Raw genomic sequence first — 21,720 nt, 5'->3', positions numbered from 1 at the left:
TGGAGCGATAGTAACCCGGGAGGTTGTTTGAGCGTGAGTGGACTCAAGGTGACCACAGGGGGAGATGAAACAACCAATGATCCTATCGCCGTAAGGGCATACTGATGATCCACCGTTGCATTTGTAACGGCTTTAAAACCGCTCTGCCTTTAGTGCGTAGACAACGTTGAAACTACCGGCAGTGCGTGTTTATGCTCGAGCCGTGCGCTTCGAGTAGATGAGATATTCCCGGTTCCCCTTCTGCCCTAGAATCGGCGAGGGAATGATGCCGACCGTGGCGAGCCCGAGCGATTCGAGGGCGCTCCTGACCCGTTCGACCGCCCTGGCCCGTTTCCCCTCGTCCTTCACCACCCCGCCCTTGTCGACCTCTCCCTTGCCCACTTCGAACTGGGGCTTTATGAGCGCCACTACTTCACCCTCCTCTTTGAGGAACTGAAGAACAGGCGGCACTACTTTTTCGAGGGAGATGAAGGAGACGTCGATGACCGCGATATCGACGGCATCGGGGACCCCCCCGCGTTCGAGATGCCGGATATTGGTCCTCTCGAGCAGCACGACACGGGGGTCCTGCCTCAGCTTCCACGCAAGCTGCCCGTACCCGACATCGACGCAATAGACCCGCTGAGCGCCATGCCGGAGCATATAGTCGGTGAAGCCGCCGGTGGAAGCGCCGACATCCATCGCGATCTTGTCCTTGAGGGGGATGGAGAAGTGGGTGATCGCCGCTTCGAGCTTGAGCCCTCCCCGGCTGACGTAGGGGATATCTCCGTCCTTGAGCTCGACCGGGGCGTCTGCGGCAACCAGCGCGCCGGCCTTGGTCACCGGCATGCCGTTCACGAGGACCTTGCCTTCCATGATCATCGCCCGCGCCCGCTCGCGGCTCGCCACCAGCCCCCGATCGACCAGGACCTTATCGAGGCGCTCTTTTGCGGGTTTCGTCACGGGCATCGCACCATGCGAGGGACTAAAGGACCACCTCAGACGGCACTGGAGCGGGGCTCGCTGCACAGCGAGCGCGCCGCCCGGCAGATACCCTCCTCGTCGAGCCCGTACAGCTTGCGCAGCACCTTCTGGCTGCCGTGCTCGACAAAGAGGTCGTCGATGCCGAGCCTCTTGACGACCGCCTCCTGCACCCCCGCCCTGTTCAGGCTCTCGAGCACAGCAGAGCCGAATCCGCCGGCCAGGAGATTCTCTTCGACGGTGACGATACGTCCTATCCGCTCGGCGAGGATCGTGATGAGCCGCTCGTCGAGGGGCTTTATGAAACGGGCGTTCACCACGCACGGACTGATGCCCTCGCGCTTCAGCTGCTCGGCGGCCCGCAGCGAGGGGACTACCGCATTCCCTACCGCGACAATGGCCACATCGGCGCCGTCCATGATCATCTCGGCGGCTCCCTTCACCAGAGAAAATCCCTCTGCCGCCGCCTCGAAGCGGGGGACTCCTCCCCGGGGATAGCGTATAGCTGAGGGCCCGTTGTGCTTCACCGCGAGCTCGAGCATCGCCTTCAATTCCTGTCCGTCTTTCGGCGCCATGACGAGGAGCCCCGGAATATGCCTGAGATAGGATATATCGAACAGGCCCTGATGGGTCGCTCCGTCCTCACCGACAATCCCGGCCCTGTCGATGGCAAAGACGACCGGGAGGTTCTGGAGGCAGACATCATGGATGATCTCGTCATAGGCTCGCTGCAGAAAGGTGGAGTAGATCGCCACCACCGGACGCAGCCCCTGCGTCGCGAGCCCTGCGGCAAAGGTGACGGCATGCGGCTCCGCTATGCCCACATCGTAAAACCGCTCCGGGAAGCGCTCCGCAAACCCGCCCAGACCGGTGCCTTCCTTCATCGCAGCGCTGATGGCGATCACCCGCTCATCCCCGAGGGCGATCTCGGTGAGGGCGTGGCCGAAGGCATCGCTGAACGAAACGCAGGAATCGAGCGTACGAGCCTCGGAGGAGGGCTTCTGGCTGTTCACCACGCCGGTATCGACCTCGAAGGGGCCGGTCCCATGATAGACGCACGGGTCTTCTTCCGAATATTTATACCCCTTCCCTTTCTTCGTGACCACATGGATGAGGATCGGCTCGCCGGCGCTCTTGATCCGCTGCATCGTCTCGATGAGCAGGGGGAGGTCATGCCCGTCGATGGGACCGACGTAGTTGAACCCCAGGTCCTCGAAGAGACCGCCGGGGAGGAAGAAGCCCTTGAGGCTCCCCTCGGCCTTCTGGGCGATCTTCGCCACCGATCCGCCGATGCGGGGGATGCCTTCGAGAAAGGCCTTCGTCTCTTTCTTGAACTTCTGATAGAACGTGCCGGTCAGCACCCTGCTCAGGTAATTGGAGAGCGCGCCGACGTTCTGCGCAATGGACATTTCGTTGTCATTGAGAATGACGATGAGGTCCTTCCTCAGATGGCCTGCCTGGTTGAGCCCCTCGAAGGCGAGCCCCGAGGTGAGGGCGCCGTCGCCGATGACGGCAATCACCTTGAACCGCTCGCCCTTTCTGTCCCGCCCTTCGGCGATGCCGAGGGCTGCGGAGATGGAGGTGGAGCTGTGTCCGGTCCCGAACACATCGTGGGGGCTCTCTACGATCCTGGGGAAGCCCGAGATGCCCTTGTGCCTCCTGATCGTGGGGAAGGCGGTGAAGCGTCCGGTCAGCAGCTTGTGGGAGTAGGACTGATGCCCGACATCCCATACGATCTTGTCTTCGGGAGAGCTGAAGACATAATGCAGCGCGATCGTGAGCTCGACAACGCCCAGATTCGATGCGAGGTGCCCGCCGTTGAGGGAGACCCGTTCGAGGATGCTGCTCCGCAACTCCTCGGCAAGGGTATGCAGCTCCTCACTGGTGAATGACTTTATATCGAGAGGGGATTCTATCTTTTCTAAAAGCATGATATTTAGTCCGATCCCTTATCGCTACGGATTGTGAGCAGTTATCAAGTGTTACTTCATATTATAAACCAACTTCCGCGATTTTATCCGTTTGCGGCAGACACGATCAGGGCTCGGCTGAAGTCGGTGATCAGGGGCGGTCAGCTCTTTCGCACGAGGAGATAGCGGGCAATCTCCCTCAGGGGGTCGGCCTTTGCATCGAAGACCTCGAGCGACCGGAGGGCATCGTTGACGAGCCCGCGCGCCTTCTCCCGCGATGCCTCGATACCGTAAAGCCGGGGATAGGTCATCTTCTTCTTTTTCTCGTCCGACCCCTGCGGCTTTCCGAGCACCTCGGTCGCGCCTTCGATATCGAGGATATCATCCACCACCTGGAAGGCGAGGCCGATGCTCTTTCCATAGGCGGTCAGGCCGGAGAGCTGCGGCTCCGACGCAGAGGCCATCATGCCTCCTATACGCACCGAAGCTGCGAGCAGCGCCGCGGTCTTGTGCATATGGATATACGCGAGCGTCTCGGCATCGGGCTCGGCATTCTCAGAGAGAAGGTCCTGGGCCTGCCCCCCCACCATTCCCTGAATACCGGCAGCCTGCGCGACCTCGCCGATCACGGCGAGCAGCACTGCCGGCGGCAGCTGAGACGAGGGCATCCGGCTGCCGGACAGAAGGTAAAACGCCTCGGTAAGGAGCCCGTCTCCGGCAAGGATCGCCATCCCTTCCCCGAAGACCTTGTGGTTCGTCGGCTTGCCGCGCCGCAGGTCGTCATTGTCCATGGCCGGCAGGTCGTCATGGATGAGCGAGTAGGTGTGGATCATCTCGAGCGCCGATGCGCAGGAAACGATCGAAGAGGCTGCGCCGCCGCAGGCTTCGTAAGCAGCGAGGCAGAGAATAGGCCTGACCCTTTTCCCTCCTGCCGAGAGAGAGTAGACGATTGAATCCTGCAGCGCCCTGGGCGCCAGGGGCGATGCGAAGTAGGCGTCGAGAAACGAGTCGACGAGGGCTTTTCTTTCCTTGAGATATGCCTTCAGGTCCATATATCGTAATGTGTAATGCGTGATGCGTGACGGGCGAAAGAGCGTGCTAAAAGTACCCAGCAAAACAAAAGACTGTCATTCCGGCTAGTCCGGAATCTTTCCCTGCCTCAGGAGGGACTCCCTATCCGCCGGAGGCAGAGGAGTGGCACTCCTGCAGCATACGATCTCATTGTGCTGAACGCTCTTAGTCAGTCTTTGTTCATTACTCATTACTCATCACGAATCACGTATTACGGTCGTTACTCCCACTCGATGGTTCCGGGAGGCTTCGAGGTGATGTCGTAGACGACCCGGTTGACGCCCTTCACCTCATTGATGATCCTGTTCGAGATCCTTCCCATCACCTCATAGGGGATCTTCGCCCAGTCGGCGGTCATCCCGTCGAGGCTCGTAACGGCGCGCACCGCAACAGCGTAGTCGTAGGTCCGCTCGTCGCCCATCACGCCCACCGTCTTTACCGGAAGGATGACGGCGAAGGCCTGCCAGATGTCCCGGTAGAGCCCGGCAGCCTTTATCTCTTCGAGGACGATGGCGTCCGCTTCCCTCAGGATCTCGAGCTTTTCGAACGTGATATCGCCGATGCACCGTATCGCGAGGCCGGGGCCCGGGAAGGGATGCCGCCAGCAGATCTCTTCGGGCAGGCCGAGCTCGATACCCATCACCCGCACCTCATCCTTGAACAGCTCCCGCAGCGGCTCGACGAGCTGGAGCTTCATCACCTCGGGCAGGCCGCCCACATTATGGTGGCTCTTGATGACCGCCGAAGGGCCTTTGAAGGAGACGCTCTCGATGACATCGGGGTAGAGGGTCCCCTGGGCCAGGAATTCGGCATCGGTGATCTTCTTCGCCTCCTCCTCGAAGACGACGATGAACTCGTTGCCGATGATCTTCCTTTTCCGCTCGGGGTCGGTAATGCCCGAAAGCCGGTCGAGAAAGCGCTTCCGGGCATCGACGTGGAGGACGTTGACGCGGAAGTGGTCCTCGAAGGTCCTCCTGACCTTTTCCGCCTCGCCCTTCCGCAAGAGGCCGTTATCGACAAAGATGCAGGTGAGATGCTCGCCGATCGCCTTATGGATGAGCAGCGCCACTACCGATGAATCGACCCCCCCGCTGAGGGCGCAGATCACCTTTTTTGTGCCCACCTTCGCGCGGATATCGTCCACCGCCCACTCTATGAAGGAAGCCATCTCCCAGGTCGGCTTGCATCCGCATATCGTGTACATGAAGTTGTGCAGTATCCTGGTCCCTTCATCGGTATGCACGACCTCGGGATGGAACTGCAGCGCATAGAAGCGCTTCTCCCTGTTCGCCATGGCGGCGACGGGAGAGTTATCGGTATGCCCGGCGATGGCAAAGCCTTCGGGAAGTATCTCTATCCTGTCCCCATGGCTCATCCAGACCTTCGTCTTCTGCGATACGCCCCAGAGGAGGTCGGCATCGATATCGACCATGAGCTCGGCATGGCCGTACTCCCGCTTCGCAGCCTTTGCCACCTCTCCGCCGAGGGCGTGGGCCATGAGCTGCATGCCGTAGCAGATGCCGAGCACCGGGACACCGAGCCTGAAGACTTCGAGGTCGGGAATCGGCGCCCCCTTGTCGTAGACGCTGGAGGGGCCGCCGGAGAGGATGATGCCTTTCGGCTTGAACGCCTTGATCTTCTCGAGGGGGGCGTTGAAGGGGAATATCTCGGAATAGACCTTCCCTTCCCGCACCCTGCGGGCGATCAGCTGCGTATATTGCGAGCCGAAGTCGAGGACGAGTATTTTTTCATCGTGTGTCATATAACTCCCGTAATCGGTAATCCGTAATGCGTGATCGGTAACTGCATTCTCTCTTCAGCCTTTTATCCTTTCGCCCGCCACGCATTACCCCTTTCGCATCACGGCCTTTTTACCCATCACGCGTTACGGCCTTACTGTTCTATGCGGTAATTGGGAGCCTCTTTGGTGATGATGACGTCATGGACGTGGCTCTCGCGCCATCCCGCATTCGTGATCTGTATGAACCGCGCGCTCTTCCGCATCTCTTCGAGGGTCTTGCAGCCGCAGTATCCCATGCCGGCGCGAAGGCCTCCCACCAGCTGGTGTACGCTCTGCGCAAGGGGCCCTTTGTAGGGGACTCTGCCCTCGACCCCTTCGGGAACGAGCTTCTCCTTTTCGACCCCCTGCTGTCCGTAGCGGTCCTTCGCTCCCTGCTCCATGGCGCCGAGCGAGCCCATGCCGCGATAGGTCTTGTAGCTCCGCCCCTGGTAGAGGATCGTCTCGCCCGGCGACTCGGCGGTCCCGGCAAAAAGGCTGCCGATCATAATGCAGTGGGCGCCTGCGGCGATAGCCTTGGTAACGTCACCCGAATACTTGATCCCGCCGTCCGCAATGAGCGGCGTATCGGTCTTCGACGAGACCGAATAGCACTCCTTGATAGCCGTGAGCTGGGGGACGCCGGCGCCGGCGACGATGCGGGTCGTGCAGATCGAGCCCGGGCCGATACCCACCTTCACGGCATCGGCGCCCGCCTTGATCAGGTCGCGCGCGCCTTCAGCGGTCGCCACATTGCCGGCGATGACATCGATATCGAACTTCTTCTTGATTTCCTTGAGCGTGTTGATGACTGCCTTCGAGTGGCCGTGGGCGGTATCGATGGCGACGATATCGACCCCTGCCTTGACGAGCAGCTCTACCCGGTGGACCGCCTCGTCGCCGACGCCGACAGCGGCGCCGACCCGCAGCCGGCCCATGCGGTCTTTGCAGGCATGGGGATATTTCTTCCTCTTCTCGATGTCCTTTATGGTTATGAGCCCTTTCAGGGTGTAGTCGTCATCCACGATGGGAAGCTTTTCTATCTTGTACTCGTGGAGCAGTTTTTTCGCCTTCTCGAGCGTCGTGCCGACCGGAGCGGTGATCAGGCGTTCCTTTGTCATGATGTCAGAGACCTTCCTGCTGAAATTGGTCTCGAACCGCATATCCCTGTTCGTCAGGATGCCGACGAGCTTCCCCTTCGTAGTCACCGGGACACCCGAGATCCGGTACCGCTCCATCAGCTCCAGCGCCTCGGCGATCAAGGCATCGGGAGCGATCGTGATGGGATCGACGATCATCCCGCTCTCCGACTTCTTGACCTTGTCCACCTCGAGGGCCTGCCTCTCGGGCGTCATGGCGCGATGAATGATGCCCACTCCCCCCTCGCGGGCCATCGAGATCGCGAGGTTCGCCTCGGTGACCGTATCCATGGCCGCGCTGATGATGGGTATATTGAGCTTTATATTCCTGGTCAGCTTGGTGCTCACCTCGACATCCCTCGGCAGGACATCGGACTTGGCCGGAAGCAGGAGCACGTCGTCAAAGGTCAAGCCGAGCGGCAACTTGTCATCAAGCATGTCTGCATACCCCTTTAAAAATTTTGAATACGATTATACCATTTTTAGTGATCGGAAGTCAGAAGCCGGGCGTCCTCTTCTGACGCCCGGCTTCTGGATACGGGTACGGGAGCGATTATGAAAGGATATCCGTATTTACCTTCACATTCATCCGCTGCTTCAGGCCGTCTACATAGGACCTCACCGCAGCGCTCTGCTTCTCCATGAGCATGCTCTGGCGTGCGGCATCCGCCTGGGCAGGGTCGGGGGGCAGGTTCTTCAGCTCGGTCGGGTTAACCTCCACCGAGGAGGCGATGAGCTGCCGCATCTTCGCGGCGAGGAGCTGCCGCCGGAGCATGTTCTCGAAGGCCTCGGGGGTCAACCTGTTGAGCTCGAGGGTCCTGAAATAGACATCCTTCCTGAAGATGCCGTCCCTCATGAAATTGGGGTCGCTGGTGATCACCTCCTGGAGCTCCTTGTCCGTCACCGTGAGCCCCAGGTCATGGGCGGCGACCAGGAGGACGCGCTCTTCGACGAGGTTGTTGAGAACGGTCTCCTTGAGCTTCATGTTCTTCTCCATCTCCTCGGTAAACTGCCCCTTGTAGAGCTCCCGCAGGGTCCCCCGCATCCGCTCATAGGTCCGCCAGAACTCCTCGGCGTCTATCTTCTCTTTTCCTATCTCGGCGACGGTCACCGACGTCTGCTGGTCGACCGTGCCGACCCCCCAGAAAATGAAGCTGAGGATGACCAGGAAAAAGAGAAAATAGAAGTATTTTGCATGCTTCCTCATCGACTGTAACATATATCAATATCTCCCTCTGAAATAGTCGTCCAGTATGTCCCGGTGGTCGAATACGATAGCCTCGGGCAGCGTGCTCTCCGTGAAAACGCCGACCTGCTTCGCGTCATCGCCCGCCTGCGCCTCGCCCTCAGCCTTTGCGGTGTATACGGTGGTTATCGTATGGAACCGGGGATCGCGTCCGGGAGCGGAGTAGGTGTGGAACTGCCGGACCAGCATCACCTCGAGCCCCGTCTCCTCCCTCGCCTCCCGCACCGCAGCGTCCTCGAGGCTTTCGCCGTAATCGACAAAGCCCCCCGGGATAGCCCAGCCGTGAGGAGGGTTCTTGCGCTCGATCAGTACAATGCCGCCCTTGTATTCGATGATGATATCAACGGTGGGCAGAGGGTTCTTGAGGGTCTGCATCGCGCCTCAGCCCTCTTCGCTGCTCTCGATCCTCAGGTCGACATGCTTTTCAGGGACGATGGTCGAGACGGCATGCTTGTAAATCAGCTGTTCGTTCGATTCTTTGAGCAGAATAACAAAGTTGTCGAAGGCCTTGACAAAGCCCTTCAACCGTACGCCGTTGGTGAGATAGATGATGACCGGTATCCGCTCTTTCCTGAGCTGATTGAGAAAATTGTCCTGAATGCCAGGCCCCTTGCTGACCCCCATGCTCCCTCCTCTGTGCTCTCCATAGATCGCGCGCCTGCGACGCCGCTATCGCGGCCCGCCGCGCAAAGCTACAACAACCATAACGGTACATAGCTCTGCAGTATAGGTCACGCACTCTTTTTACCATAATGGATTTGCTTCAATAATTCAAGCTCTATGTTATACTAAAAGTAGATTTTTACAAGAGAACAGAGCACTGGCGGAAGGGGCAGGTGAGCAGCGATGCCGATATATGAATATACCTGCATGAAATGCGGGCAGGAGTTCGAGAAGCTCGTGTTCGGCGACCGGAAGGTCTTTTGCCTGCACTGCGGGTCCGATGAGGTGAAAAAGAAGTTTTCGGTATTCGGCATGAGCGGTGTCGAACACTCCTCGTCGGGCTGCTCCTCGTGCAGCTCGGGCTCCTGCAGCTCCTGCAAATAAGCTGCTCCTTTTTTCGCTACCGGATACCATGGCCGAGAACGAGCTCACCTTCGCTGAAGAACTCGAGGAGAAGACCAGGCAGAAGCCGAAGACGCCCCGGCAGTACCGAGTCATCCTCCTCAACGATGACTATACGACGATGGACTTCGTCGTTCAGGTACTCGAGACGGTCTTCCACAAGTCGACGCCGGAAGCCACCCGGATCATGCTGAATGTCCACAAGAACGGCAAAGGGGTCGCCGGCGTGTATACAAAAGATATTGCGGAGACGAAGGTCGCTGCGGTGCATGACATGGCCCGCAAGAGACAGTTTCCGCTCAAGTGCATCATGGAGCAGGAATGATCAACAAAGAGCTGGAGTTGTCCATAGAAGCGACCATCCGCGAGGCGGAAAAGAGGAGGCACGAGTACCTGACCGTAGAGCACATCCTCTATGCCGTGCTCCACGACGAAGGGGGCAGCGAGATCATCACCCGGTGCGGGGGCACGGTCGCGCATCTCAAGGCAGCACTCGAGAATTTCTTCAAGGAGAGCGTCCCTGCGGTATCCAGGAATGTCGACGCCTACCCGAAGACGACCATCGGCTTCCAGCGGGTGATCCAGCGGGCGCTGCACCATGTGCAGTCTGCAGGGAAACAGGAAGCGGATGCCGGCGATCTCCTGGCGAGCATTCTGATGGAAGAGGACTCGCATGCCGCCTTTTTCCTCGAGTCCGAGGGCATACGCCGCCTCGATGTGCTCGACTACATCTCCCACGGGGTCTCGAAACCCTCCGGGGAGCCGGACACGCAGGAGCGTCACGAGCGGACAGAGCCGGGCGGAAAAGAGGCCCCTGTCAAAGATCCCCTGAAACAGTTCTCGGTGGACCTCGTCGAGAAGGCGCGGCAGGGCGGCATCGATCCCCTCGTAGGACGCGATATCGAACTGGAGCGGACGATCCATGTCCTGAGCAGACGCAGGAAGAACAACGTCATCTTCATCGGCGAGCCCGGTGTCGGCAAGACCGCCATCGTGGAAGGCCTCGCGCTGAAGATCCATACGGGCAAGGTGCCGGAGGCGCTCAGGAAGTCGAGAGTCTTCGCCATAGACCTGGGCGGCATGCTCGCAGGCACGAAGTACCGCGGCGACTTCGAGGCGCGCCTGAAGGCGACCCTGAAGGCCATCGAGAAGATCCCGCATGCCATCCTCTTTATCGACGAGATCCATACGATCGTCGGAGCCGGGGCTACGAGCGGCGGCTCGATGGACGCCTCGAATATCCTGAAGCCCCTGCTGAACTCCGGCAAGGTCCGTTGCATCGGCGCAACCACCTACGAGGAATACCGGAATCATTTCGACAAGGACCGCGCCCTCTCCCGGAGGTTCCAGAAGATCGATATCCAGGAGCCCTCGATCGAGGAGACGGTCCGTATCCTCGACGGCCTGAAGAGCTGCTACGAGGAGTTCCACGGCGTCACCTTTGCACGGAACGCCCTGAGGGCAGCGGCGGAGCTCTCTGCGAAATACATCAACGACCGCTACCTGCCCGACAAGGCCATCGATGTGATCGATGAAGCAGGAGCCGCCCTCAAGCTCGCTCCCTCCAAGAAGAATAAAGTCATCGGCATTGCGGATATAGAGAAGATCGTCGCCAAGATCGCGAAGATCCCGTCGCGCAGCATCTCGGCCTCTGATATGGACCGCCTGAGGACGCTCGAGGATGAGTTGAAGCGGGTGGTCTTCGGCCAGGATAACGCCATCCATACCCTTGTCGCTGCCATCAAGCGCTCCCGCGCCGGGCTCGGCTCGCCGGACAGGCCCATCGGCTCCTTCCTCTTTACCGGGCCGACGGGCGTCGGCAAGACAGAGGTGTCGAAGCAGATGGCTGCGGTGCTCGGCGTCCACTTCATGCGCTTCGACATGAGCGAATACATGGAGAAGCACGCCGTGGCCCGGCTCATCGGCGCGCCTCCGGGCTATGTGGGCTTCGACCAGGGGGGATTGCTCACCGACGGCATCAGAAAGCATCCCTACTGCGTGCTGCTGCTCGACGAGATCGAAAAGGCCCATCCCGATCTCTTCAGCATCCTGCTCCAGGTGATGGACTATGCCACCCTGACCGACAACAGCGGCAAAAAGGCCGATTTCAGGAACGTCATTCTCATCATGACCTCCAATGCCGGGGCCAAGGACATGACCAGGAGCGTCGTCGGTTTCGGCGACCGGAGCAGGGATACGCAGGGCAAGGGCAGGGATGCGATCAACAACCTCTTCAGCCCAGAGTTCAGAAACCGCCTCGACGGCGTCATCACCTTCAATGCCATAACGCCGCCGGTAATGCGCAGGATCGTCGACAAGTTCGTCGCCGAGCTCCAGGCGCAGCTCGGCAAGAAAAAGGTCGAGATCGTCCTCTCGGATAAGGCGGGGCTCTGGCTCGGCGAAAGGGGCTACGACCCGCTCTTCGGCGCCCGTCCGATGGGGCGGATCATCCAGGAGCAGATCAAGGATGCGCTCTCGGAGGAGCTGCTCTTCGGCAGGCTGAGAAAGGGCGGCAAGGTCCTCATCGATCTCGAAGACGACCGCCTGACCTTCAACTACTCCTAGAACGTCTAACTGAATGAGCAGGGGGAGGAGCGGGGGCTGGACTTCGAAGAGCTTTCAAAGCGATGGAATACCATCACTGGCCTTGAAGGTTTATTGCTAAAGACGCAGAAGTGGTCTTCCAGTAAGGCTATAATCGTGGTTAGCTAATACTTCAAGGTATCGCTGGAAAACTCTTCGAAGTCCAGCCCCCGCTCCTCCGTAATCGTAATACTCCTCTATAACTCATTTTGATAATATAACGTTATGCCCGTGTTTCGATTATCGCGCAGGCTCGTCTTTCCCCCTCCTCATCTCGCCGAAAAGGACGGCCTCCTGGCCGTGGGCGGGGATCTGACCGAGCAGCGCCTTATCCTCGCCTACTCCATGGGGATATTCCCCTGGTATTCAGAGGGATACCCTATCCTCTGGTGGTCGCCCGATCCCCGTCTCGTGCTCGCTCCCCTTGACCTGAAGGTGTCCCGCAGCCTGCGGCAGGTCATGAACAAGAATGCTTACAGGGTCACCATGGATACCGCCTTCGATGAAGTCATCGGCAGCTGCGCGACGGTCCGGAGGAAGAGAGAGGAGGGGACATGGATCACCCCGGAAATGAGGGAGGCGTATATCCGTCTCCACCATTCCGGGTATGCCCACTCGGTAGAGAGCTGGTACGGCGACGAGCTTGCAGGAGGCCTCTACGGCGTGGCACTGGGAAGCGTCTTCTTCGGCGAGTCGATGTTCGCGCACCGGAGCGATGCCTCGAAGGTCGCCTTCGTTACGCTGGTGAAGCAGCTCACCGCATGGGGCTTCACCCTCATCGACTGCCAGGTGACCACCCCCCATCTCATGAGCCTCGGCGCGCGGGAGATGCCCCGCCCCGAATTCCTGCGCCTGCTGGGTAAAGCACTGGCAGCCCCGACGCTCAAAGGACCGTGGAACAGCCGCACCGCGCCCCGCTGAAGCACGAAGCGACCTCCCGCCGTTAAAGAATTTTGACCGAAGTACGATAAGTATAGTGACGAAACTGCCAGGGAAGGCAGCCCGAGTATCACGGCAACAAGGAGGTTCGCCATGAGACGAAAGGAACTGACGGTGCAGACCCGATCAACAATGAAGATGCTCGAAGACTACGGCTTGAGCGCCTACAGCAAGGTCTCGTACGACTGCAAAGTCATTGTTGACGACAGGGCCACCGCCATCGACATGAAGTGCACGGCCTTGATCTGCAAGAACTGAACCGGTCGCTGACCGTTTGATTATCCTCATGTCCTCCCTCTTATAAGCAGCCTTCGAGGCTGTTTCACTCCCCCCGGAAGGGGGGAGTGCCACTCTTTTTCTTCTCCCCGGCTCGCTATTCCGGATGCCTGAAAGGGTTGGCCCGCAGAATGGCATCTACTCTGAGCGGTCTGCCCTTCATTACGAAGACCGCCATGCCGCGCTCTTCGGTAACGGCGCTCCCCCGCTTCCAGGTCCCCTTCCAGGACACGTTGAGATGCACGGTGCCGTCTTCTATCTCGACCCATGCGGGAGTAAAGGAGAGATCTGCGGAATCGAAGCTCCGGACCGTCCTGCTGACGGCCTGGAGGCCCTCCTTCGTCGTGTTCTTCTCTATCGCGGCGATATCCTTGCGTGTATAGGCGTCCTTGAGCGCCTCGGCCACGGCGAAGGCTTCGGTCGCAAGCTTCGAATCTTCGGACACCTTCTTCACGTCCTTTTTCCCGCCGCACGCGGCGAGCAAAGGCACGATCAGCACTACAAGCACCAGTCGTTTCATTCTCTTCCTCCGGCCTCTTTTGAGATTGAATAGAATTATAGATGATTCTCTTTACTTTATTAAAGGGCGGGGATAAGGCGTCTCAACCCCGTTACGGTTTGCAGCCGTTTTTCTGGTATCATAAAGACATATGAAAATAGTTGCACAGAACAGGAAAGCCTTCCATGACTACAGCATCGAGGACACCGTCGAAGCCGGCATCCAGCTCCTCGGCACCGAGGTGAAATCGCTGAGGGACGGCAAGGCGAACCTGAAAGACAGCTATGTCCTCATAAAGGACGGAGAGGTCTTTCTGTTCAACTGCCACATCAGCCCTTACACCCACGGCAACATCATGAACCACGAGCCCCTGCGAACGCGGAAGCTGCTCCTGAACAAGAAGGAGATCGAGCGGCTGAGGGGGAAGGCGCAGCAGAAAGGCTATACCCTGGTGCCGCTCAAGATCTATTTCAAAGGCCCCTATGCCAAGGTCGAGGTCGGGCTCGCCAGAGGGAAGCGGGAGTACGAGAAGCGCGAGACCATCAAGGAACGCGAGGCGAAGAGGGACATCGAGAGGGCGATGCGGAGCCGCTGATCCCTCCTGAGTTCACCTTGCTTATCAGAGCCTTAGCAGATACCGCACGTTCCGGAAGACAGGCTTTTCCCCACCGTTCTATGGTATAATAATTATGTAATCAACGGGGGCGATTGGGCTCGACGGGGGTTATGAGGCTCAAGTGGCATGCCGTGGCTCCATCACCACGTAAAAAGATGGAACACACACAAACGCCAACAACGAACTGGCACTCGCTGCTTAACTAAAAGCAGCACGCTCCTCCAGGGTTGTCTGTGCTCTGGAACGGGCGTCAAACAGCAGGCTGCCGCCAGGTTACTCCCTTACTCCTGGCGAAAGACTTAGGGGATAGGATGCCGGCAGGCCTGCCTGTCGGCGGTCCGGCATCCGAGATCAAATAGGCAGGATACGCATGTAGAGGCTTGAGAGTAGTACTTTCGGACGCGGGTTCGATTCCCGCCGCCTCCACCAAAATTACGGATTACTTCGCTCGACCCGCCGTACGGCGGGTTTTTATTTTTCTGACCCGCAGCCAAATACCAGTCTTCGTTGACATAGCAATAGTCTGCAGGATCGGGTCCATGCTGGCCTCCCTTATTTTTCAAAAAGACACTTGAAAATGAGATATAAGTAAAGTATACTTTACTTATATAATACATTAAGGTAGCTTTCATATGATTACATTGCCTCAAGAGCTTATTGCAGTACTCAGGCAGTACAACCCCTGGTGGTCGGGAATGCGTGTTCCCGATCTGCCAGAATGGCGAAGAGCTGCGTTTCGCGAGTTGGAACTCTGGCTTCGCACACCGCCTGCACCGCGGGCAGTGCTCCTGAGCGGGGCCCGGCAGGTGGGCAAGACAACGCTGCTGCTGCAGGCTGTTGAATCCCTTGTAGCATCGGGTGTACCACCCCAGAATATTCTCTATGCTACTTTTGACCATCCACTGCTGAAATTAGCCGGACTTGACGGTACGCTGAAACTGTGGCGCGAGTTCGAATCTGCCGCCGAGGGACCGGAATATCTTCTTCTTGATGAGATCCAGTTTATGAGAGACTGGCAGACGTGGTTGAAGCTCCAGGTCGATTTTCACAAAAACCGCCGCATTATTGTTACCGGCTCGGCAACGCCGCTGACAGCAGAGGGACAAGAGTCGGGTGTGGGGCGCTGGCACACTATTAAACTGGCGACCCTGTCTTTTTTCGAGTACCTGCAACTCAAAAAAATCACCGTGCCTCCGCTGCCGGAAGTGGCCTCACTGACAACACTCTTTCGCTGGTCACCGGCCCAGTTCGTTCGTGCGGGAGACATTGCGCGACCGCTGATTCCTCACTTCCACGAGTACCTGATGCGCGGCGGTTTTCCCCAGTGCGCCCTTGTAGCAAGCGTGGACCTTGCGCAGAAACTGTTACGCGAAGATATTGTGGACAAAGTCCTCAAACGTGACATGACGGCGCTTTTCGGTGTGCGAAGGGTTTTGGAGCTGGAACAGACATTCCTCTATCTCTGTCTGCATGACGGCGGTCTTCTGGATGTGCAGGATTTATGCAGAAACTTGGAGGTCAAGAAGCCCACGGCAACAAGTTTCATCTCTCTGCTGGAGGCCACTCATTTGATCCATCGCCTGCCGCCCTACGGTTATGGAAAAGAAATCCTCAGGGCGCGGCACAAAGTCTACCTGGCCGATGCCGCTATTGCACCGAGTGTATTATTAAAAGGGAAAGCCATGCTGCAGGATGCGGTTGCAGTGGGCCGGGCGGTGGAGACGGCGTTTTTCAAACATGTATTCACACGCTACTATGATATGAGCGTCGGCTTTTCCTACTGGCGCGGAAAAAGAAGCGATGAAGTAGATATCGTAGCGGATGTTCGAGGAAGGCTGGTCCCGTTCGAAATAAAGTACCGTCACCACCATACCGATCTCGATGAGCTGAAGGGCATCATTGAATTTTGCACCTCAAAAAAGATTTCTCGCGGTTATGTGGTAACAAGGGGAATGGAGGACTTCACTGTGGTTCCGCTGGACGGCACTCCGGCAAGCACCCGGCTCCTCAAGATTCCGGCCCTTCTGGCGTGTTATTGGCTCGGGCAGTCAGAACTTCTGGCAACGAGACATGCCGACACGGAGGACTAAACAGCGGAGCAATCAGCTGTGTATAAAAAGTGTAAAAGGTTAGACTTAATCCGACATACTAGAATTCATCTGTCGCACACAAAGAAGTGGGTATCCGGAGCGTTTGCTCCGGATACCCACTTCTTGCATTAGCGGGAGCACTCTTCTATATCACCGAGCCACCGCCGCCCTCAGGAACTCCTCCAGCTCCTCTGCACAGGGGCCGTATATCCCGGAGTGCTCCTTTACCCGCTTGGTGAATGCGAAGATCCAGCCGTTGAGCCGCTCGAGAAAGGCCCCGTCGTTCGTCAATGCCAGGAAGTCGAGCTCGACGCTCAGAAGATCGGGAGGCTCCCCCTCGTAGGTATAATCAAGGCCGTATGTCTTGTAAATCTCTTTCACCTCCGCAGAGGAGGACCCGTAGAGCGTTCCGTCCCGGTAGAACGATTCATAGGGAGGACAGAGGAGCGTGGGATAGGAATTGATGAAGAGCCGCGTGTACTCCTCCTGGAGCTGCTCGAGGGGCGTGCACTGCATCTGCTGGACGCAGGCGGTGAGGAGGGCAGCCTCGTCGTCCACTGCCTCCGAAACAGCCGCTACCGTCTTCTCCGTGGGGTAGGAGAAGACGAGCGAGAAGAGCCGGTAGGGGTTCATTGCTTCACCTCGCCGGCGGGCTCTTCGATAGGAAGCATTTTGATCAGGGCCATAAACGCAAGCAGGATGAATGCCATTACCCCTGCCGCTATGGCCGCCTCGGTAATCGACGGAACATACTTCCAGTACGAGGCGAAGACCGGCTGCGGATCGAGCAGACTCCCCCGCACCTCTCCGATCGCTATCGGGTAGGACCATTCCGCAGTCGATCCCCGCGTGATGACGGGAAGCTTCAGCGGTATGAGGTTATAGGCGGGAGGGATGAGCAGGAACCGGTGCGCAAACACCCCGGTGATGACCGACAGGCTCCCTCCAACCAGCCGGTTCCTGCTCGAGGGGCGGGACAGGAAAATCGCCACCGAGAGGAGGATGAAGGCGACCTCCACTGCGTGGATGGCGAGGTAGTTGTGGAATACGAGCTTCACCGCCTCTGCCTCCCTGCCGCTGTTCCACCAGAGCCGCACCACGAAATCATTGTAGTAAATGAAGAGCATGATGATCGACGCTGCCGCCGAGACCTTTGCCAGCAGGCGATAGGTATCCTGCAGCTTTTCCTTATATCCGTATGCCGTGAGCGCGGCGAGGATCACGACTGCAGGCCCTGTGGCGAGGGCTGCTGCTATGAACGTGGGAGCGAGCACGCCGCCGAACCACCAGGGCCGGGCGAGCTGTGTGGCGAGCACCCAGGCCGTTACCGTATGGATGAGTATGGCAAGCGGCAGCGCCACTGGCGCCAGGAGCTTTGCGCGTCTCTCGGACTTCTCCCGTTCTCTCTCGAGCTCTTCGAGGGTCATGGAACGCTTCATGAGGGTCCCGACAAAGGGCACGGTAATGCCCTTGCTCAGGATATCGGGACGCAGGAGAACGTAGGTATAGACCGCCGAAACGACCGCATAGGACGAAAGGACTACCATGTCCCAGGGGAGCATGGAGGTAAAATTAGCATAGACAAGCATGTACAGCAGCCGCTCGGGCCGCCCGATATCCGGGAGCAGCACGATCATCGCGCCCACGGCGAAGATGAAGGCGGTCAGTGACGCCACTTTTGCGATGGGCTTCAGCTGCTTTGCCCCGAAGAGGTAAATGGCGGATGAGACGACGAGGCCGCCGGCGGCAGTGCCGACATAGAAGGCCCACATCGCCACATAGAGCCCCCAGGAGAAGGAGTTACGCATGTTGGTCACGATCATCCCCCTCTGGAGCTGGTATATCCATGCGCCGAGTCCCACCGCCACGATCACAGCGAGGATCGTCATTATTTTCTTATAGTTTGCTGTCATAGTGAATGCCTCCTTTGCCCTCTCTCCGCGCAAGCGGGATGTAGAACACCTTGGGCTTCGTGCCGAGGTCCTCGTTCAGCCTGAAGATCTCCCTCGTCCTGAGCACCTTCGCGATCTCGCTGTTCGGATCGTTCATGTCCCCGAAGACCCGCGCGTTTCCGGGACAGCCCCGGACGCACGCCGGCGGCAGGCCCTGGTCTACATACTGAACGCAGAAGGTGCACTTCTCGACAACGCCTTTCGGCCGTTTCGGAGTATAGACCAATCTGCCCTTGGTCCTGTGGTCGAGGGGATAGCCGTACCGGTAGCCCTTGTCCTGGAACCACTCCTCGCTGAACCCCGCATTCCTGAATCCCTGTTTAAAGCTCTCGTCGGAATGCTGCCAGTTGAACTGCCTGACGCCGTAAGGGCAGGCGGTCATGCAGTACCTGCAGCCGACGCACCGCTCATAATCGACGAGCACGAGACCGTCCTCCCGCTTCCAGGTAGCGCCGACAGGGCATACCTTGACACAGGCCGGGTCTTCGCAATGCATGCAGGGCACCGGCAGGAACGGCTCGGAGAGGTCGGGCGCCTCGCCGGCAGGCACCATGTGCTCCGAGGAGCCGACCGATTCCACCCGCTGCCACCAGGTGCCCGGCGGCACGGAGTTGTGGATCTTGCAGACAACGGCGCAGCTCCTGCAGCCGATGCACCGATTCAGATCTATGACCATTCCGTAGTTACGCATGGCGCACCCCCTCTGCCCGCTTTACTTCGCAGGCTACCTCGTTCCATGCCGTGGTCGGTTCCCATACCCCCGGAACGAAGTAGATGACATGGGACGACTTTATCCATGGATAGGTCAAGGTATTATACGAGCTGCCCTTCAGGTACCTGCTCCACCAGCCCTGCTCGAAGACGATCACCCTTGGATGGAGGCCGGGATCGGGAACCGCATAGCCGCAGACCCTCCCCCGGTCATTGAACACCTCGACGAGCTCGCCCTCCTTTATCTTCCGCGCGTCGGCGGTCTTCGGATTCATCCATACCTTGGGCTTGAAATTCTGGAGCTCGAGCATGGTGATGTTGTTGCTATGCGTCGAATGGACGCGGTAGAGGGCGTTTCTCGTGACGAAGGAGAGATTGTATTTGACTGCCTTGCGGTTTCTGGACTCCGTGTCGGTAAAGGGATTCTTGTGCATCGGCAGCATCTCCCCGAGGTCGATGAAAACGTCCTCGTCCTTGTAGAACTCAGCCCTTCCGCTCTTGACGAACCGGGCGGTCTTCGGCAGCGGCGCGGGGTAGGAGACGGGCGGGAAGGGCTGCTTCTGCACCACCTGCTCCCAGAACATGATCTGCCGCTTGCCCGGGGTCGGCAGGTTCAGCCGCACCGGCCCCTTTTTAAGCATCTCGACCGTGATATCCTTGACCTGCTCGCCGCCGGTCCTGAGCATCAGCGCCGCTGCATCGAGGGACGCCCTCTCCGTGATATCGCGGGCGAGCTTCAGGCTCCAGGTCCCGCTCCGCCGCGCCTCCTCCTCCTGCCTGAAGAGCGCGGGGTCGGGGTAGAACTCCTCCACCTCTTTCTTAAGTCTGTCGTCGCCCACGCGGTAAGCCACCCGCTTGGCAAGCTCTTTGAATATCCATATCTCGGGCATGCACTCGAAGAGGGGTTGAATGGCGGGCTGCTGCAGCTGGACATAGGGATGCGAGACCGTAGCGGTAAGATCGTATTTTTCGTACCAGGCGACTCCCGGCAACACCACGTCGGACCAGAGGCAGGAGGTGCTCATCTGGAAGTCGGTCGCGACGATCAGTTCGAGGTCGCCGCTGAGCGCCTTCTCACGCATCCGGTTCGCCATGTTGTGCTGGTCAAAAGGATTGTGCCAGCCGTAGAGGAACGCCTTGACGCCATTTTTCGGGTACGGCGTCTCTTTATTGTATTTTTTATACTCCTCGCCGTTCCGGTATTCATCGTTCATCCAGAGCAGGTAGGTGACCCAGCGGTTCTTCTTCTCCTTGAAGCTCCACCAAGCGGCGAGGGGCCAGCGCACGCGGTACTGGCCTGCATAGGTCGAAATGCCCGCTCCCGGCTTCCCGAGATTGCCAGTGAGCGTGACGATCAGGGAGAGCGCTCTGCCCTTCAGGTCGCCGTGGAACCACTGGTAGTTGCTCGCCCCGTAGACGATATGGAGCGGCTTTATCGTCGCCATCTCCCGGGCAAGGCGCTTTATGGTCTCGGCGTATCCCGGCGCCATGGATTCATCGGGCGCGATGATCTTCGCCGCCTTCTCGGGGGTATAGTGCTCGTTCGTGAACTCCTTGAGCAGCTGGAACACCGGTTTCACCTTCACCCGCTCTCCCGAGGCAAGCTCGACCTCGAAGCTCCCTTCGAGCGCGGGATCGAATTTCCGTGAAAGGTCTTCGGGGTCGGGGATGACGAACCGCTTCGCAGCGCGGTCGTAGGCCACGTAAAGATCGCGGTACTCGGGAATCCTCGCCTTGAGCGCAGCGGCCTGCCCGCTGAGGGACTTCACCTCATACGCTCTCAGCTTCTTCCGGTTGTCGAGCCGCACGAGGAGCGGCATATCCGTAAAACTCTTGATGAACTCCTCGTCGTAGAGCCGCTCGTTGACGATGACCGTGACGATCCCCATCGCCATAGCCGCATCGGTGGCAGGATTGATCTGGATCCATTCATCGGCCTTCGAGGCGGTCGGCGTATAGTTCGGGTCTACCATGATGACCTTGGCGCCCCGCTCCCTGCCGATGGTGATGAACTTGGCGTCCGGCACCCTCGTCACCAGGATATTCGATCCGAATATCGCGGTGTACCGTGAATTCATCCACTCGAGTGACTCGAGCTCCTCGGTCTGGACCCCGAAGGTCATGGGCCAGAAGGCGGGGAGGTCGCCGTTCATGGTATAGGCATGCAGCACGCTCCACTCGAAGAGCGAGGAGAGCCTCATGAACGCCCCTTTGTTGACATAGCCCGTGCCGGGGACCTGAATGGAGGTCGCGACTGACTCGGGCCCGTACTTCGCCATGATCGCGGCGAGCTTATCGGCGACGTAGTCCAGCGCCTCGTCCCAGCTTACCGCCTTGAACTTTCCCTCGCCGCGCTGCCCGACGCGGATGAGGGGATGCTTGAGCCGGTCCGGTCCGTAGATGAGATTGAGCATCGACTGCCCTCTCAAGCAGCCCCGGGGATTGTACTCCCGGTCGGGATAGTCCGCTGCCTGAACGAGCGAGACGATCCTGCCCTTGTGCACCATCGCCTTGAACCCGCACGCCCCTGTGCAGTTCGGCGAACAGGTCGACCTGATCAGGTCGATCGATTCGTACTGCCGGTCCGCAGACTGCGCGATCTCGAAATACCGAGACCCCGCGACCGCCGTCGCTCCCGCAGCGCACAGCTTGAGGAAACCCCTGCGTGTCACGCCCATATCGTACCTCCTCTCCCTCACGCCGCTATCTTCCGCTCTCCCGGCGGTGTACGAGTGAGGGTGGTAATTTCTTGGACCGGCGGAGATAGTGCCGCCTATTCCAGCGCAACAACCGTTCTATCGCTGCAAACGCCGGTCCTAATTACATCATAGTCATTCACGCAGTAAATGAACGGTAAATTACCTGTTAATTTTTGTAAACCCGGCT

Annotated in this window: 20 protein-coding genes and 1 other RNA gene; 8 read left to right on the top strand and 13 right to left on the bottom strand. The window is 58.8% G+C overall.

Annotated elements, in window-relative coordinates; all coding sequences use genetic code 11:
- Nucleotides 1-189: 189 nt before the first annotated feature.
- From AB1805_09220 to hfq, 8 genes are all read right to left on the bottom strand, one after another.
- Nucleotides 190-948 carry a TlyA family RNA methyltransferase gene (locus AB1805_09220; GenBank protein ID MEW5745597.1) on the bottom strand — a complete coding sequence of 253 codons (759 nt, stop codon included), beginning with the start codon at nt 946-948 and terminating at the stop codon, nt 190-192.
- Nucleotides 949-977: 29 nt separating this feature from the next.
- A complete protein-coding gene (dxs, locus tag AB1805_09215; GenBank protein MEW5745596.1) occupies nt 978-2,891 on the bottom strand; it encodes a 1-deoxy-D-xylulose-5-phosphate synthase in 1,914 nt (637 codons plus the stop codon).
- Nucleotides 2,892-3,031: 140 nt separating this feature from the next.
- Nucleotides 3,032-3,922, bottom strand: a complete 891-nt coding sequence (locus tag AB1805_09210; GenBank protein MEW5745595.1) for a polyprenyl synthetase family protein — start codon at nt 3,920-3,922, stop codon at nt 3,032-3,034.
- Between the two features lie 239 nt (nt 3,923-4,161).
- Nucleotides 4,162-5,703, bottom strand: coding sequence for a glutamine-hydrolyzing GMP synthase (gene guaA / locus AB1805_09205; GenBank protein MEW5745594.1), 1,542 nt, complete (start codon nt 5,701-5,703; stop codon nt 4,162-4,164).
- A 131-nt stretch (nt 5,704-5,834) separates the two neighbouring features.
- Nucleotides 5,835-7,295 (bottom strand): IMP dehydrogenase, encoded by a 1,461-nt coding sequence (guaB, locus tag AB1805_09200; protein MEW5745593.1) that lies wholly within the window; start codon nt 7,293-7,295, stop codon nt 5,835-5,837.
- A 115-nt stretch (nt 7,296-7,410) separates the two neighbouring features.
- Complete coding sequence (locus AB1805_09195) at nt 7,411-8,076, bottom strand: SurA N-terminal domain-containing protein (GenBank protein MEW5745592.1); 666 nt, start codon at nt 8,074-8,076, stop codon at nt 7,411-7,413.
- A gap of 3 nt (nt 8,077-8,079) precedes the next feature.
- A complete protein-coding gene (locus AB1805_09190) occupies nt 8,080-8,478 on the bottom strand; it encodes an NUDIX hydrolase (GenBank protein MEW5745591.1) in 399 nt (132 codons plus the stop codon).
- Nucleotides 8,479-8,484: 6 nt separating this feature from the next.
- Nucleotides 8,485-8,727 (bottom strand): RNA chaperone Hfq, encoded by a 243-nt coding sequence (hfq, locus tag AB1805_09185; protein ID MEW5745590.1) that lies wholly within the window; start codon nt 8,725-8,727, stop codon nt 8,485-8,487.
- Nucleotides 8,728-8,949: 222 nt separating this feature from the next.
- On the opposite strand from hfq, the gene AB1805_09180 reads away from it, so the two are divergent.
- The 5 genes from AB1805_09180 (at nt 8,950) to AB1805_09160 (ending at nt 12,948) form a co-directional block, all read left to right on the top strand.
- Nucleotides 8,950-9,150 (top strand): FmdB family zinc ribbon protein, encoded by a 201-nt coding sequence (locus AB1805_09180; GenBank protein ID MEW5745589.1) that lies wholly within the window; start codon nt 8,950-8,952, stop codon nt 9,148-9,150.
- A gap of 28 nt (nt 9,151-9,178) precedes the next feature.
- Entirely contained in the window at nt 9,179-9,493 is a 315-nt protein-coding gene (gene clpS / locus AB1805_09175; GenBank protein MEW5745588.1) for an ATP-dependent Clp protease adapter ClpS, read from the top strand.
- A complete protein-coding gene (gene clpA, locus AB1805_09170) occupies nt 9,490-11,733 on the top strand; it encodes an ATP-dependent Clp protease ATP-binding subunit ClpA (GenBank protein MEW5745587.1) in 2,244 nt (747 codons plus the stop codon). The genes clpS and clpA overlap by 4 nt, the downstream gene beginning before the upstream one ends.
- A gap of 243 nt (nt 11,734-11,976) precedes the next feature.
- Complete coding sequence (gene aat / locus AB1805_09165; GenBank protein ID MEW5745586.1) at nt 11,977-12,672, top strand: leucyl/phenylalanyl-tRNA--protein transferase; 696 nt, start codon at nt 11,977-11,979, stop codon at nt 12,670-12,672.
- 111 nt (nt 12,673-12,783) lie between these two features.
- Nucleotides 12,784-12,948: a hypothetical protein gene (locus AB1805_09160; GenBank protein ID MEW5745585.1), complete on the top strand. Its 165-nt coding sequence runs from the start codon at nt 12,784-12,786 to the stop codon at nt 12,946-12,948.
- Between the two features lie 115 nt (nt 12,949-13,063).
- Here AB1805_09160 and AB1805_09155 read toward each other — a convergent pair whose 3' ends face one another.
- Nucleotides 13,064-13,486 carry a hypothetical protein gene (locus AB1805_09155; protein ID MEW5745584.1) on the bottom strand — a complete coding sequence of 141 codons (423 nt, stop codon included), beginning with the start codon at nt 13,484-13,486 and terminating at the stop codon, nt 13,064-13,066.
- A gap of 130 nt (nt 13,487-13,616) precedes the next feature.
- On the opposite strand from AB1805_09155, the gene smpB reads away from it, so the two are divergent.
- From smpB to AB1805_09140, 3 genes are all read left to right on the top strand, one after another.
- Nucleotides 13,617-14,060 (top strand): SsrA-binding protein SmpB, encoded by a 444-nt coding sequence (gene smpB, locus AB1805_09150; protein MEW5745583.1) that lies wholly within the window; start codon nt 13,617-13,619, stop codon nt 14,058-14,060.
- Between the two features lie 105 nt (nt 14,061-14,165).
- Nucleotides 14,166-14,510: a transfer-messenger RNA gene (gene ssrA, locus AB1805_09145) on the top strand.
- 203 nt (nt 14,511-14,713) lie between these two features.
- A complete protein-coding gene (locus tag AB1805_09140) occupies nt 14,714-16,171 on the top strand; it encodes an ATP-binding protein (protein ID MEW5745582.1) in 1,458 nt (485 codons plus the stop codon).
- Nucleotides 16,172-16,321: 150 nt separating this feature from the next.
- Here AB1805_09140 and AB1805_09135 read toward each other — a convergent pair whose 3' ends face one another.
- From AB1805_09135 to AB1805_09120, 4 genes are read right to left on the bottom strand one after another with little or no spacing between them, the layout of a single operon-like run.
- Entirely contained in the window at nt 16,322-16,804 is a 483-nt protein-coding gene (locus tag AB1805_09135) for a molecular chaperone TorD family protein (protein ID MEW5745581.1), read from the bottom strand.
- Nucleotides 16,801-18,084 carry an NrfD/PsrC family molybdoenzyme membrane anchor subunit gene (nrfD, locus tag AB1805_09130; protein MEW5745580.1) on the bottom strand — a complete coding sequence of 428 codons (1,284 nt, stop codon included), beginning with the start codon at nt 18,082-18,084 and terminating at the stop codon, nt 16,801-16,803. The genes AB1805_09135 and nrfD overlap by 4 nt, the downstream gene beginning before the upstream one ends.
- A complete protein-coding gene (locus AB1805_09125) occupies nt 18,068-18,814 on the bottom strand; it encodes a 4Fe-4S dicluster domain-containing protein (GenBank protein MEW5745579.1) in 747 nt (248 codons plus the stop codon). The genes nrfD and AB1805_09125 overlap by 17 nt, the downstream gene beginning before the upstream one ends.
- Nucleotides 18,807-21,512, bottom strand: a complete 2,706-nt coding sequence (locus AB1805_09120) for a molybdopterin-dependent oxidoreductase (GenBank protein MEW5745578.1) — start codon at nt 21,510-21,512, stop codon at nt 18,807-18,809. Before AB1805_09120 ends, AB1805_09125 begins: the two co-directional genes overlap by 8 nt.
- Nucleotides 21,513-21,720 lie beyond the last annotated feature (208 nt).

It is taken from the genome of Nitrospirota bacterium (genome assembly GCA_040752355.1).
Taxonomy (GTDB): Bacteria; Nitrospirota; Thermodesulfovibrionia; order Thermodesulfovibrionales; family Dissulfurispiraceae; genus JBFMCP01.
This window is presented reverse-complemented; position numbering and strand designations above follow the sequence as displayed.

Excerpts from the sequence above, each read along its gene's own strand:
- guaA (MEW5745594.1), bottom strand. The coding sequence starts at position 5,703 with ATGACACACGATGAAAAAATACTCGTCCTCGACTTCGGCTCGCAATAT.
- AB1805_09210 (MEW5745595.1), bottom strand. The coding sequence starts at position 3,922 with ATGGACCTGAAGGCATATCTCAAGGAAAGAAAAGCCCTCGTCGACTCG.
- smpB (MEW5745583.1), top strand. The coding sequence starts at position 13,617 with ATGAAAATAGTTGCACAGAACAGGAAAGCCTTCCATGACTACAGCATC.
- AB1805_09125 (MEW5745579.1), bottom strand. The coding sequence starts at position 18,814 with ATGCGTAACTACGGAATGGTCATAGATCTGAATCGGTGCATCGGCTGC.
- AB1805_09120 (MEW5745578.1), bottom strand. The coding sequence starts at position 21,512 with ATGGGCGTGACACGCAGGGGTTTCCTCAAGCTGTGCGCTGCGGGAGCG.
- AB1805_09155 (MEW5745584.1), bottom strand. The coding sequence starts at position 13,486 with ATGAAACGACTGGTGCTTGTAGTGCTGATCGTGCCTTTGCTCGCCGCG.
- nrfD (MEW5745580.1), bottom strand. The coding sequence starts at position 18,084 with ATGACAGCAAACTATAAGAAAATAATGACGATCCTCGCTGTGATCGTG.
- clpS (MEW5745588.1), top strand. The coding sequence starts at position 9,179 with ATGGCCGAGAACGAGCTCACCTTCGCTGAAGAACTCGAGGAGAAGACC.
- guaB (MEW5745593.1), bottom strand. The coding sequence starts at position 7,295 with ATGCTTGATGACAAGTTGCCGCTCGGCTTGACCTTTGACGACGTGCTC.
- clpA (MEW5745587.1), top strand. The coding sequence starts at position 9,490 with ATGATCAACAAAGAGCTGGAGTTGTCCATAGAAGCGACCATCCGCGAG.
- hfq (MEW5745590.1), bottom strand. The coding sequence starts at position 8,727 with ATGGGGGTCAGCAAGGGGCCTGGCATTCAGGACAATTTTCTCAATCAG.
- AB1805_09180 (MEW5745589.1), top strand. The coding sequence starts at position 8,950 with ATGCCGATATATGAATATACCTGCATGAAATGCGGGCAGGAGTTCGAG.
- AB1805_09190 (MEW5745591.1), bottom strand. The coding sequence starts at position 8,478 with ATGCAGACCCTCAAGAACCCTCTGCCCACCGTTGATATCATCATCGAA.
- AB1805_09220 (MEW5745597.1), bottom strand. The coding sequence starts at position 948 with ATGCCCGTGACGAAACCCGCAAAAGAGCGCCTCGATAAGGTCCTGGTC.
- AB1805_09135 (MEW5745581.1), bottom strand. The coding sequence starts at position 16,804 with ATGAACCCCTACCGGCTCTTCTCGCTCGTCTTCTCCTACCCCACGGAG.
- dxs (MEW5745596.1), bottom strand. The coding sequence starts at position 2,891 with ATGCTTTTAGAAAAGATAGAATCCCCTCTCGATATAAAGTCATTCACC.
- AB1805_09140 (MEW5745582.1), top strand. The coding sequence starts at position 14,714 with ATGATTACATTGCCTCAAGAGCTTATTGCAGTACTCAGGCAGTACAAC.
- aat (MEW5745586.1), top strand. The coding sequence starts at position 11,977 with ATGCCCGTGTTTCGATTATCGCGCAGGCTCGTCTTTCCCCCTCCTCAT.
- AB1805_09195 (MEW5745592.1), bottom strand. The coding sequence starts at position 8,076 with ATGTTACAGTCGATGAGGAAGCATGCAAAATACTTCTATTTTCTCTTT.
- AB1805_09160 (MEW5745585.1), top strand. The coding sequence starts at position 12,784 with ATGAGACGAAAGGAACTGACGGTGCAGACCCGATCAACAATGAAGATG.